Annotated in this window: 6 protein-coding genes and 3 pseudogenes; 6 read left to right on the forward strand and 3 right to left on the reverse strand. The window is 69.6% G+C overall.

Annotated elements, in window-relative coordinates; all coding sequences use genetic code 11:
- Positions 1-50: 50 nt before the first annotated feature.
- On the reverse strand, positions 51-1,145 hold the full coding sequence (locus ABTY62_RS40530) for a hypothetical protein (protein ID WP_352134384.1): 1,095 nt from the start codon (positions 1,143-1,145) through the stop codon (positions 51-53).
- A 527-nt stretch (positions 1,146-1,672) separates the two neighbouring features.
- Here ABTY62_RS40530 and ABTY62_RS40535 point away from each other — a divergent pair.
- Positions 1,673-1,804: pseudogene (locus ABTY62_RS40535) on the forward strand (IS5-like element IS4811 family transposase); the annotation flags it as partial.
- Positions 1,805-1,816: 12 nt separating this feature from the next.
- On the opposite strand, the pseudogene ABTY62_RS40540 reads toward ABTY62_RS40535, so the two are convergent.
- Positions 1,817-2,290, reverse strand: a pseudogene (locus tag ABTY62_RS40540) (transposase); the annotation flags it as partial.
- Positions 2,291-3,813: 1,523 nt separating this feature from the next.
- Between ABTY62_RS40540 and ABTY62_RS40545 the strand changes: the two are divergent.
- The 4 genes and pseudogenes from ABTY62_RS40545 to ABTY62_RS40560 all read left to right on the forward strand — a co-directional run.
- Positions 3,814-7,464, forward strand: a complete 3,651-nt coding sequence (locus ABTY62_RS40545) for a DUF4132 domain-containing protein (RefSeq protein ID WP_352134385.1) — start codon at positions 3,814-3,816, stop codon at positions 7,462-7,464.
- A 1,106-nt stretch (positions 7,465-8,570) separates the two neighbouring features.
- Positions 8,571-9,242 carry a hypothetical protein gene (locus ABTY62_RS40550; protein ID WP_352134386.1) on the forward strand — a complete coding sequence of 224 codons (672 nt, stop codon included), beginning with the start codon at positions 8,571-8,573 and terminating at the stop codon, positions 9,240-9,242.
- A 569-nt stretch (positions 9,243-9,811) separates the two neighbouring features.
- On the forward strand, positions 9,812-9,958 hold the full coding sequence (locus ABTY62_RS40555; protein WP_352134387.1) for a hypothetical protein: 147 nt from the start codon (positions 9,812-9,814) through the stop codon (positions 9,956-9,958).
- A 114-nt stretch (positions 9,959-10,072) separates the two neighbouring features.
- Positions 10,073-10,324: pseudogene (locus ABTY62_RS40560) on the forward strand (ATP-binding protein); the annotation flags it as partial.
- A 106-nt stretch (positions 10,325-10,430) separates the two neighbouring features.
- Here the strand turns inward: ABTY62_RS40560 and ABTY62_RS40565 are convergent.
- Entirely contained in the window at positions 10,431-10,727 is a 297-nt protein-coding gene (locus tag ABTY62_RS40565; protein ID WP_352134388.1) for a hypothetical protein, read from the reverse strand.
- A gap of 556 nt (positions 10,728-11,283) precedes the next feature.
- Here ABTY62_RS40565 and ABTY62_RS40570 point away from each other — a divergent pair.
- Positions 11,284-12,165 carry a tetratricopeptide repeat protein gene (locus ABTY62_RS40570; RefSeq protein ID WP_352134389.1) on the forward strand — a complete coding sequence of 294 codons (882 nt, stop codon included), beginning with the start codon at positions 11,284-11,286 and terminating at the stop codon, positions 12,163-12,165.
- The last annotated feature ends 133 nt before the right edge of the window (positions 12,166-12,298 follow it).

Below are 12,298 nucleotides of genomic sequence, written 5' to 3' on the forward strand. Positions count from 1 at the left end.
GGATGTTCATCGCCCTGGGGGTTGGGGTGGCCGCCACCGAGTACCGCCCGCTAGGACCGGGTCGCCTTCGCGCACTCGTCCCCAGAGGACTCGGCCCGCCCGACCGGCGCGCTGCGGTCGTACGGGTCGACCTCCGTGCCGGCCTCGTCCGCCCGGCGGTCCGTGCCGAAGGGCGGGGTGAAGTAGCCCGTGGGGGCGCCGCAGCCGCCGTTGGTCATGTCGTACTTGTACGAGACGATCGAGAACGTGCCCGGCTCGGTGATCACCTTGTCAGGGTCGTCCCAGCTCAGGACCAGCTCGCGCCGGACGATCGTGCGCACGATCTCGTCGTCGCCGCCCGCGTCCGCTCGGGTGACCGGGTAGACGAAGGTGACGTCCGCGGTCACCTGGAGCGCGCCGCGCTCGCCCTCCCGGTAGGTGAGCCGGCCCCGGGTCTTCACGACGTCGCCGACCAGGTGGGTGCGGGAGGGCTGGAAGCGGCTGAAGAGGAGGAGGGGGTCGTTCTTCTCGCTCGGGGTTCGGAAAGCGGTTTTCAGAAGGTCTTGGACGTCCTTCTGGTGCGGGTTGATCAGTGCAATCGCCGTCTCGGGGCGCTCGCCCCGCAGCACCCCGCGGTCCAGGCCGGACGCCACGAGGAAGTCTCGGCTGCGGGCGAGGGCCCGCTCGACCTCGGTCGCGCTCATCCAGCCGACCGCCCCGGCCTTCGGCACGGTGATCCCCGCCGCTCCGCTCGCCCAGCGCGCCGCCGGCGAGCCGCGGAACGGCTCCTCCATGGTGGGCTGTTGGGCCGCCTCCGCCGGGGGTGCCTGGGTCGGGCGGGCGGTCTCGGCCGCCAGCGGCTGGGAGTCAGTGCCGGCGAACAGGTCCACGATCCGCCCCGGCGCGAGCGCCACCACCAGCAGGACCAGCAAGGCCAGCAGCCCGACCACGTACCATCCCGTGCGCCGCTTGGGCCGCGCGGGCGTGTAGCTGCGCCAGCCCTCCGTGCCGCGGCCGGGCTCCGCGCGCAGCCGCTTCGCCACGTCGCGGGCCCGCGCCGACGGCTCCTTGGGCGCGTCGGCGACACCCGCCACCGACTCGCGCAGAAACCGCTCCCACTCCTCGTTGGATCTGGACGAGCCGTCCGGCTCCGTACCCGTGCCCATCCCCAACCCCCTGGCAATCAGTAGAGCGCGGCCCACTCACCTGGGACGCGTCCGCATAATGACACAGAGCGCCGACAGCGAGGCCGGCTGGGCGGGCGGATGTCCATGCACGTGATGCCGTGCCCAACGACGCTGCTGCGTCCGGTGGCACCCGCTCAGCGGGGCAGCGGCACGACGCCCTGGGGGACCGGTTGTCGCCCGTACAGGGTGGCATGGCCTTCATCTGGACGCCGGTGCGCAGCGGCCTCACAGAGAAGCGAAAGCCCTTGATCGGGCCGTGGCAGATGAACCCCGTGGGCGTGGGGATCCCGATGCCGTCGGGAGACACGGTGAAGCCCAGCCCGGCGTAGAAGTCCGTCAGCTCCGGCTCGTGTGTGGCGAGCAGCACGGCACAGTTCAGCTTCCCCGCCGGGTGCGAGTCCACCGCCTGCTCCGCATCCACCTCGATCTCGTCGTTTCTTCCTGACCCGTTGGGGGCCGCCTGGACGGTGGACGGCCCCGCGGCAATGCCCGGAGGGCAAACTGCCATGCGTCATCGCCGCTATTCCTCGCACATCACGAACGCCGAATGGGCCCTGATCGAGCCCCTGCTGCCGACTCCGGCGGCCGAGATCCGCCGCGGCGGCCGGCCGGAGAAGTGGCCGCGGCGCGAGATTGTGTTTACCGACCGCTCAAGCGTCCATGATGACTTTGACCTTGGACAATGCGTGGCGGACGGCGAGCGTCTCATATCTCGTTGCCATGGCCCGGTGCTTCTTGAGGCGATTGATCCCACACTCGACCGCGTGACGCTCGCGGTAGTCGGTCTTGTGGAACTTCGGTGGGCGTCCACTTCGGGAGCCGCGCCTCCGCCGGTTCCGGGCGCGGTCTGCGGGGACCGGGATGGTTGCCTTGATGCCGCGTCTGCGCAGATAGGAACGGTTCCGGCGGGAGTCGTACGCCTTGTCAGCACGAACCCGATTGGGTCGCTTGCGTGGTCTTCCGAGCCCCAGGAGGGGCACTCGGATCGTCTCCATAACGGGCTCGAACTGCGATAAGTCGCCACGCTGCTCCGCAGTGATCAGGATCGATAGAGGCTTCTGTCCCTGCTCCACCGCGAGGTGGATCTTGGTGGTCAGTCCGGCGCGGGAGCGGCCGTCGGCGGGTGGTGGCATTGTCCGGATCGCGCAGCCACGCCGAGACCGAGTCGATGAACTCCTGCCTCTGCTCGAGAAGAACCCGATAGGCCTCCGCTGTGCGGTCGTACCGGGTGTCGAACTCGTTGCGCGCTTTGGCATTCCCGATTGCTGTCCGCACCGTGTTCACATCGGAGAAGACTCCGGGAGGGGCGGCCTTGGCGAGTTCCGCGACACGATCGGCGATATGCGGCGCGGGGGCCCCGGACTTGAGCGCTTCGTCCTGTAGTGCCTGGATCTCCTTGACCCCTTCGAGGACGGCCCGGTATTGCCGGTGCTGGTCGCGGTCGCTGTCGTCGGCGTCGGCGTCGGCCCGCTCCTCCAACAGCTCGAAAGTCCTGAAGCTGGCGGGGACGTCGGTGCGAGTGGCGGCGCGCAGCGCGGCACAGGTGTTGGTGATCGCCTCAGCGCAGGTGACGGGGTCGTCTTTGGAGAAGAACACCAGGCGCACGTTCTGGTATGGAATGCGGACGGTGGCCGGGGTGGTGCCCTGCGGGTCCTCCGCGAAGGCGTCCACGGCCTCCAGGAAGGTGGTGACGGCGTCCAGACGCGGGCTGGTGTAGGCCGTGTGCCAGGACATGCGGGCGGTGCGATGGCCGGTCCACAGGGCGAACACGGACGTGACGAAGCTGGCTGCGACTGTGGCCAGCGGTACGTATTCGGAGGCGGTCATGGGACGAGCGTTGCGAGTCCAAGGTCGGGTGCCGTGGAGTTTGAGTGAATTCAGAGGTTTCTGGCACCGGTTGGATGCCTCGGGGCCATGGTTGTGCTCGGCGCGACGAGGGGGCCTGGGGGCTGCTGAGGTCCGAGGTCGATCTGTACGCGGCGATCCGCCGCGATGTCAGGACCGGTATGTCGATGCGGGTTGTCATGCGGAAGTGCTGCGTCGGCCCTGGCGGAGCCGCGGAAGGAGGTGAGGCTGCGGGCGAGGACGGCCATGCCGTCGTCGTCGCGCAGAAGGACGTCCTGGCGCAGAAATCATCGGGTCCAGCCCTCCTCCTCACCGATGGGATACGCCGGGAACGGCAGCCGAACGGCGTGTTGCGCCAGCGGTTCGGTACCTGGAGCGGTGGTGGGGAGGGATGTGGCTGTGCGGGAACTGGGTGTTGTTGCCCGGCGTCTTGGTGCCGGCCCGGCAGGTGCCGACGGCCCGTATGGCAGGTGAGCGGCGTCTGTACGAGGCGGTGGCCCGTGCCGTGCACCGGGCCAGATCCCGCGCTCGCGCTCGTGCCGGCGCTGGCGGGGCTGCTGGTGGTATTGGAGGGCAGGCCGGTCTCGGGGCAGGTGGCGCCGGCACGAAAGGCAGTACCTCGTAGCTCACGGCGGCGCCGTTGTGTCTTTTGGCCTGCCCATGTCTGGACCCTGGTGCAGGGCTGCCGGCGGCTGTTGTCAGTGACCGGATCTACTGTGAGGTCTGTCTTGCCCGTGTCGGGGGCGGGTTCATCACAGGAGCGCCGGCCTGGGGTCGGCGTGGGTCCGGGGAAGGGGCGGTCGTGCGGCGCTGGGAGCTGGGTGACGGGGGAGAAGAGAGCCCGGTCATGTTCTGGGAGGTCGGGTCGGACGGCGCGGTGGTGACTGTCCGTCACGGAGAGGCCGGTGCACCGGGGCGTACGCGGGTCGAGGACTGCGGCTCGGCGGCGGCCGCGGAGGCGTGTGTGGCCGAGGCCGTGCGGGAGAAGGAACGCGAGGGGTATGTGCCTGTGGGTGCCGGTCACACGCTGGGCGCCGGGGGCGCCGGTTTAGCCGGGGACGCTGTGGCGGCTCCCGGTGAGGACTTTTTCACGCTGCCCGCCGCATGGCGGCAGAGGCTCCGCCCGCGTTGGGGCGGTATCGCCGGGTACTCGTATGCCCCGCACGAGTCGGCTCTCGATTCCTGGGACAGGCGGCTCGCGGCGGTGAAGGGGGAGTGGACCGGCACGGTCCTGGGTGGGGCTGTCCCGGGCATTGCCCCTGAGCTGGCGGCTGCCGCACGCCGCTATCTGGAGGGGACGGCGGATCCGGTCGGTGCCGCGGTTGTGGCGATGGTCACCGACCGGGGGAAGTTGTTGTACGACGCGGTTGCCGATGCCTGGTGTCTGCGGCACGGGCTGGTCTTCGCGGCCCGTGCCGCGGTGGAGCTGTTCGGGCTTGACCGCGAGGACGACCGGGGCCGGACTACCAGGCTGGCTGTCTTGCCCGAGGGCGACTCGACGCAGGGGCTGTGGTTGCGCCGGGGTGCCGCTGATCGGGTGCGGATGCTGCTGTCGATGGCTGGTGAGGGCCGGTACCGGGAGGTGGTGGCGGCTCTGGCCGCGCACCGCGGCGGTGCGCGGCGCCGGATTGTGGTGTCGTATCTGGTTCCGGGCGAGACCGGCTGGGTCGCGGAGTGCTGCGCCGATCCGGGGGTGAGCGGCCGGGAGGACCGTGTCGTGCGGGCCATGCTGTTCGAGTCGCTGAACGATGGGGAGCAGCTGCGGGCTCTGCTGCGGGCGGGCGGTGTGTCCGCCTATGATGGCCGGCTTGCCACCGCGGCCACTGTCGCCGAGGGCGTGGGCCCGGCCGTTGCCGCGCTGGTCGCGGAGATCTGGCGGCACCGTACGCCTTCCTACGGGGCATCGGCGGAAGAACAGGCGGGCATCCTGTTGGAGCTGCCGACGGACGAGGCGTTCGAGCTGTTGATGGCCCACGCGGACGACAAGCAGGTGCGTCCGGCGCTGCTGGAGGCGGTGCGCCGGTATCCGGTGCGCGCGGCCCGTCTGCTGGCGGGCCGGGCGGCGCCCGCCCCGGGCCGTAACTCCTTTCTGCTGGGCCAGTTGCTGCTCGCGCATGTCGCCACGCACGGTGAGCTGCTGGAGTCGCGGCTCGCGCAGTTCCCGCCCAGGGCCGCCGGGGTGGTGCGGGAGCTGCTGCGCCCGGCCGCTGCCGACGCCCCCGCCGAGGCGCTGCCCGGGCTGCTGGTGAGCCCGCCGTGGACGGGCAGGCGGGCGGCGCCGGAGCCGGGAACCGTCAAGGGGCTCGTGGCCGGGGAGGAGACCCGCATGCTGTGGCAGCCCGGCGAGCGCGAGGCGTGGGCTGCCGCCGTCGAGGAGCCCAGGCGGCGGGTGCGGCGCCGGCAGAACGAGCCGTATCCCGACGTCCGAACCCTGCGGGAACAGTTCACCGGCCTCGACAACTATCGTCTGGCCGCCCTGTTCGCGGACGGCCCGGACACGTACCGCCCGCTGCTGGCGCTGTGGGCTCCTGAGCACATGTGGGAGCTCGTCAAGGAGCTGAAGCCGGTGGCCGCCCGATGGGAGGAGGACGCGCTGCCGGCGCTGCTGCACGCCGCGGCGCGGCAGCCCGCTGTGGCCGGCGGGCTGCTCCTGCCCTATCGGCAGCTGGAGGTCGCGCGGCTGATGGCCGACTGGTTCGTGCGGCTGAAGTCCGTTGCGGCCACGGCCCGTGCCTGGTTCGCCCGGCACGGCGCGGACGCCGCCGTGCTGCTGGTGCCTGACGCCGCCGGTCCGGCGGGTGCCGCTCGCCACAACGCGGAGCACGCGCTGCGGGCCATCGCCGCCACACACTGCAAGGACGCCGTGCTCGACGCGGCGGCCGGTCACGGTCCCAGGGCGGGCGCGGTCGTCCGTGACCTGCTGTCGGCCGATCGTCTGGAGCTCGCGCTGCCGTCGAGGATGCCGGAGCCCGCCGCCTGGGCGGCCCCCCGGTTGCTGCCGCGAGTGCTGCTGCGCGGCCGGGCCTCGGCGCTGCCGGCCGAGTCCGTGCGCCATGTGCTGACCATGCTGGCGATCTCGCGGCCGGGCGCGGTCTATACGGGTGTGGAGATGGTGAAGGAGGCGTGCGATCCCGAGTCGCTGGCCGCGTTCGCCTGGTCCCTGTTCGAGCAGTGGCGGCTGTCCGGGATGCCGGCCGGGGAAAGCTGGGCGCTGCATGCTCTGGGGTGGCTCGGCGACGATGACACGGTGCGCCGGCTGGCGCCGGTCCTGCGGAACTGGCCCGGCGAGGGAGCGCATCAGCGGGCCGTGGAGGGCTTGGACGTGCTGGCGGCCATCGGCAGTGACGTGGCCCTGATGCATCTGCACGGGGTGTCCCAGCGGGTGAAATTCAAGGCGCTCAAGACGCGCGCCCAGGAGAAGGTCGGGCAGGTGGCGGCGGATCTGGGGCTGTCCGGCGAGGAACTCGCGGACCGGCTGGTGCCGGAGTTCGGGCTGGATGCCGATGGCTCGGCCGTCGTGGACTACGGGCCCCGGCGCTTCACTGTGGGTTTCGACGAGCAATTGCGGCCGTACGTCCTTGACGGGGACGGCAAGCGGCGCAAGGACTTGCCCAAGCCGGGTGCCCGCGACGACGCCGAGTTGGCGCCGGCGGAACGCAAGCGGTTCATGGCGCTGAAGAAGGATGTGCGGACGGTGGCCTCGGACCAGGTGTGCCGGCTGGAGGGTGCGATGGTCGCGGGCCGCAGCTGGTCGGCCGGCGAGTTCCGTGAGCTGTTCGTCTCCCATCCTCTGCTGTGGCATCTGGTGCGGCGGCTGGTGTGGCTGTGCGTCCCGGCCGGGGCTTCGGAGGGGGCTTTGTACGGGACCCCGGCTGTTGGTGGCGCTGGTGCGGTGACGGCGTTCCGGGTGGCGGAGGACCGCACCTTCGCCGACGTACGGGACGAGGAGTTCTCGTTGCCCAGGGACGCCTCGGTGCGGCTGGCGCACCCGCTCCACCTCGGCGGGGAGCTGACGGAGTGGGAGGAACTGTTCGCCGGCCGCGAGATCCTGCAGCCTTTCCCGCAGCTCGGCCGCGCCGTGCACCGGCTCACGGAGGACGAGGCGGCCGGTGACCGGTTGGAGCGGTTCGAGAACGTGACCGTGCCGACCGCCAGACTGCTCGGCCTGGAACGGCGTGGCTGGGAGCGTGACGAGCCGATGTTCGGGGGTGTGCAGTGCTGGCTGTCCAAGCGAGTCGCGAAGGACCGCTGGATCGTCGTCAGTCCGTCGGAGGGGTTCACGATCGGTGCCGTCGACGTGTCCGCCGAGCAGTCGCTGGAATTCATAGGGCTGTCCGAGCAGCCCAGTGCGTGGGACCCGCCCGGGGAGCCGTCCAGGCTCGCCTTCGCGGAACTCGACCCGGTGACCGCGTCCGAGCTGCTCGCCGACCTGACGGAGCTGGTGGCCCGGTGACGACGCCGCACGACACCGTACGGCACAGCTCGGGGACGGCGCGGCCGGTACGGCGCGGGAGGAGCCTTCTTCTGGGCCCGGAGTTCGGCGACCCGGTCGGTGACGCAGGTGTCGTACCCGCCGCACTCGGTGCGGGGCCTGCTGATACAGCGGGTCCGCGTTGGACTTCTTCGCCTTCCTCGTCGACTCGGCGATCGCCTTCGCGTTCTGGGTTCGGCTCTGCTTCGTCTGCTTGGTCTTTGCGGTCGTGGTCCGGGCGGGCGGATCGTGCAGTTCCGCCACTTCACCGACACCGGCACCGATACCGGCGGCGCTCCGGGTGTCCCAGCAGGGGTTGCGTGCCGGTACTCGTTTGCCGCCGTGTCGTTCGAGGCTTTCCGCCAGGGAGTCCGGCACCGGTTCGCCGAGGTGGATCGCCAAGAGGTCGTCGCGTGTCGGGCGCGGGTCCATGGGGGCCGCGGGGCAGCTCGGGGTGCCAGGCGGCGTGGGGCCGGCCGGCCATCAGGAGCGAGTGGTCACCAGGGGGACCGTCCGAGGTATGCCGGTACAGGACACCGACGCCGAGGCCGAGGCCGGAGACCCGGAACCTCTCTGCCGCTTCCAGGTCACGTGACGGGCAGGCGATGTGCACACGTACGGTGGCGTTGGCTGGCATCCCGCCGCCTCCTGCTGGGGCTACTGTGTGGTGAGAAGAGAACCGTCGCACCCAAGCGTGGTGAGCGGCGATCACGTGCTCATCGGGTGCCGGCCTCAGGTCTTCGTGCGGAGGGGCCCGGCATGGCGATCACGGTTGTCCGGTACGGCCCGGTGGCGCTGATTTCGGACGGGCATTGCCCGATTTTGACCGTACCTGGCCGGTATCGGCCTTACTGCTTGTCCTGATGTGCCCTGGATAATTTGGCGTCGTCGCCGCGCCGTCGGTGCGGCGCCTCGCTTTGGAGGGGCCCATTCCGCCCTCCCTCGTCTGATTCACCTCGGTTTCTCTCCGTACCTCTCTGTTCCTCTCCGCTCCATCGCACCAACGGGAATTCAGTGATGGTCATTCACGCTCGTGGCACGGTTCGGCACCTTTTCCGGATCAACCGAAGACATCGTGGGAGACACACGTGAGAAAGCAGAAGCTGGGCAGCAGATCGGCCCGACGGGCGGCCGTGCTGGCGGTCGGCTTACTGATGGTGAGCGGCCTGTCGGCCACATCGGCCGACGCGGCGCCGTCCTCGGCCAACGCCGTGCCCGAACTGGGCGTCCGGTTCTACCCCGACGGAGACGGCCAGTGCGACGGGCCGACGAACCCGCCGGAGAAGTGGGCCACCGCGCCCGACTGGACCTCCACCATCCGCCTGGACACCGACAACCGCGCGGGCGGATGCCAGCTGGCCTTCGGCATCTACGACCCGTCGAACACTCTCGCGGGTCTGAACATCACCTACACCTGGATGGTGGAGCCCGGCAGCGACGAGACCCAGTGCGAGAACGAGGGCACGCACACGATCCCGATCAAGACGTACAAGACATTCGGCGACAGCATCCGAGTGGACACCGACAACCGCGCGGGCTGGTGCAACCTCACCTTCGCCCTGTCCGGCCGCTCGGACATTCGGCTCGACGTGCAGTGGTACGGCGATGGCGGGCGCGATGCCTCGGGGCAGTGCAGGGGCTACATTCCGCAGGGCGGCTGGGACACGGTCGATGAGACCAAATCTCTGACGTTGGGCGACGACACGGACGGCCGCCCCGGCGGCTGCTACCTGTCACTCCGCCTGAGCCGCTCGTTCTAGGGTGCCGCGGACGGCCCGGGGTGCAGGGGGGCGGCCCCCGGGCCGTGTGGAGTTCGCCGCCGAGTAGGACGGTCATCGGTTCATTGGTGTGGAGGCCTTCTGCCTCTCCGGTGGCCAGCACACCGTGGTCGAAACCCTCACCGGTGCACGGCGATGCCGCCCGCGCCCTAATCCGGTCCGCGATTGACTCCCCGAGGTGAATCCGCGCAATCATCCGCAGTTTCGTTGAGACCCCTCCCGCGGCCTCCGTAGCGCCGAGCCACATCGGCGCCACCACCAGCAGCAGCGGAAGAGGCGGCCCATGCGCACGCGCAACACCGCCGACGCCGCGCCGGATGGTCACGGCCTTCAGCCTCAGGACGACAAGGCGAGCGGTGATGATCACGCACCGAAGGCGCTGGCGACTGCTGACACGCATACGGTCTTGTACGACCCCGACGGGATGATCGAGGCGGAACTCCCCTTCGACCGCGCTTCGCGGAGACCCTCACAGGGACTCCGCAAGGAGGAGCCACTACGGAGCGGACCGCATCACCGAGGGCGGGATCGTCCTCTGCAACCCGGCGAAGATGCGGGTCCAGCGATACACGTTTCGTGGAGCTCAGATCAGCACGCCTTACAACATCGACGAGGTCGATCCCGACGGAGCACGCGTCCGCCGGACGAACCACGACGATGTGGCCTTCGTCGGCCAGGTCAGCGAATACCTCGCCTGATCCAGCGGATCACGTGGAGAGCCGGACGCCCGGCCAACGGGCACGTCCGGTTCGGCGGGCGGGGACGGGGAAACCGGACCGGAAACGGTGCACGGCATCCCGTCCCCGACCCAACACATGGAACTCGACCGCCACGGCGCCGAGCTCCTCTTCCAGGTGCTGACCGAGCGCGAGGAGAAGAACAGTGTCGCCATCGCCTCCAACGAGTCCTTCGGCGGCTGGACCAAGACCTTCACCGACCCCCGCCTCTGCGCGGCCATCGTCGCCCGCCTGACCTTCAACGGCTCCATCATCGAGACCGGCACCGACTCCTACCGCCTCGCCAGCACCCGGGCGCGGACCGAAGCGCCCGCCAAGTCCGGATGACCGTGCAGGCTCCTGCTTGGCGGCCCTCCGCCCTCCGGGGGGAGGGCCGCCACCAGTGCGCACTTCCTACGCTCGCGAGTGCCGGTCAGTCCTGGGCGCTTCGCCTCTACCAGGCATTCCAGAGCACACCATGACGGTGGCGGACCGGTGGTATGTCCGCGTCGTCAAGTTCGTGGCCAGCGTGGTGCAGTCCGCGGATCCGCTGGGCTTCGAGTCGACTCTGAAGCCGGGCGCGGCCCTCAGCCGTAGCGATCTCGGCGGAAAACGAGCCATTCCTGCAGTAGAGCACCATCCACTGCCAAGAGGTGAGCCGGCGCAGCGTCTTCGCCGGGGCGGGGCGACGGCCTTCGCGGGCAGCTCGGGCCAGTTCAGCAGTCGCATAGCGCAGGTCGTACAGCGACATGGACTCCGATGCGCCCTCTTGGACGCGGAATCGCCTGGGAGTCGTGCGGACCGTTCGGGACATCGAGAGCCTCCGTAGGTGCCTCTGGACTTTCCAGAGGCACCTACGGCGGGTGCGTAGTGGTCAGCACAACTCAGCTCCCTTCGTTAGTCACGACGATCTACCAGCAGCACAGTAGTCGCGCGGAGACGTGGAGGCCGAGGCTTTCTACTCACCCCTGTTGCCAGGGCAAGGCGCTCCAAGATCTCTCACGAAACTGCGGCCAGACCCAGTTTCAACGATCCTCATCGCCGCTGGGCGACGTCATCTCTGGTGAACATCCGCAGCACTCAAGATCGTCAACTGCTGCCCAAAGTGATGGCCAATCGCTGCTACTTCACGGGTTCTGGCTCAGGTCTTGTGGCGGATGACGCTCTGTCACTGCTCGACTGAACAGCGGGATGGACGGTGATGGCGGAGCAAGGACCATACGAAGGCGGTTGAGGTTGGCTCGCCACTGCTTCCAGTCCTCCGGGCCGACCCAGTTCGAGGCTGGCCCGGCCTCGTCGCTGATGATGTGAGCGAGGGCCTTGTCCGCGAGCGTCCTGAGATCGTCAGGGAAGGCGGGCATGGGTTCTTGAGGGCCGTAAGGTGTATCGATTGGCTCGCCGCCAGCGCATTGGAATACATCCGCGAACGCTGGGACGACGACACCCCGGCCTGGCCGTCGTGCTCGTCGGCGCAGAAAAATGCTACCAGAAGATCAAAAACCGCCCGCGCTGGACTCCCGCATCTCTGCCTGGCAGCGCTGCAGCCCCTGACCCCGACCGAAACCCTCACCTCCATCCCCCGCTACCACTCCATCTGGACTGATGTACCGGCCGATGACCTGCTGTGGATCGATGACCTCGCCTGCCACGGCAACTTCCGCCAATGGGCCAAGATCACCTACCACTTCCAAGAAGCCATGACCACCCCACCTCACAACAACTACAGCCGCGACCTCGCGCGCCGTGTTCAGCAGACTCGACCCCACCACCCGCAACCGCACCTGACACCCCAGGCGGGGCGGCCGACATGCCCGGGCGGTATGCGGCCCGGCTCGGCCGGCGCACCGAAGCGTTCCCCCACTGCGAGGCCGCCCTGGCACTGTTCCGCGGCCACCAGCACCCCGACGGAGAGGCCAACGCCCTGGACAGCGCTGGGCTACCTCGCCCAGCGCACCGGCAGACACCGCCGCGCGCTGGACCGTTACCGGCAGGCAGTGGCACTCCTCCGCGAGATCGGCAACGCCCACGGCGAAGCCGACACCCTCGTCCGCCTCGGCGAGGCCCACCTCGCCCTCGGCGACCGCCGGCAAGCCCGCACCACCTGGCAGCAGGCCCTGCACCTGTACGAAGCCCAGAACCGCACGGACCACGGCGACCACGTCCGGCGCCAACTGACCGTAAACCGCTGAACCCTCGCCGACAGCGCAATCCGGGCGGAAGGCGGTCCTAACGCTCGGAGGGGGGTTTGTTGGTGGGCCGAGTGTTTGTTGGCCTGCGGTGTTGTGGGTTTGTTGAGAGGCGGGGTGGGCGGTTGGGTCGGGG

Origin of the sequence: Streptomyces sp. NPDC097640 (genome assembly GCF_040302705.1) — a bacterium.
In the GTDB taxonomy this organism is placed as follows: Bacteria; Actinomycetota; Actinomycetes; order Streptomycetales; family Streptomycetaceae; genus Streptomyces.

What these genes read in the sequence shown, in the direction of transcription:
- ABTY62_RS40530 (WP_352134384.1), bottom strand. Translation starts at nt 1,145, where the DNA reads ATGGGCACGGGTACGGAGCCGGACGGCTCGTCCAGATCCAACGAGGAG.
- ABTY62_RS40555 (WP_352134387.1), top strand. Translation starts at nt 9,812, where the DNA reads ATGCGGGTCCAGCGATACACGTTTCGTGGAGCTCAGATCAGCACGCCT.
- ABTY62_RS40565 (WP_352134388.1), bottom strand. Translation starts at nt 10,727, where the DNA reads ATGTCGCTGTACGACCTGCGCTATGCGACTGCTGAACTGGCCCGAGCT.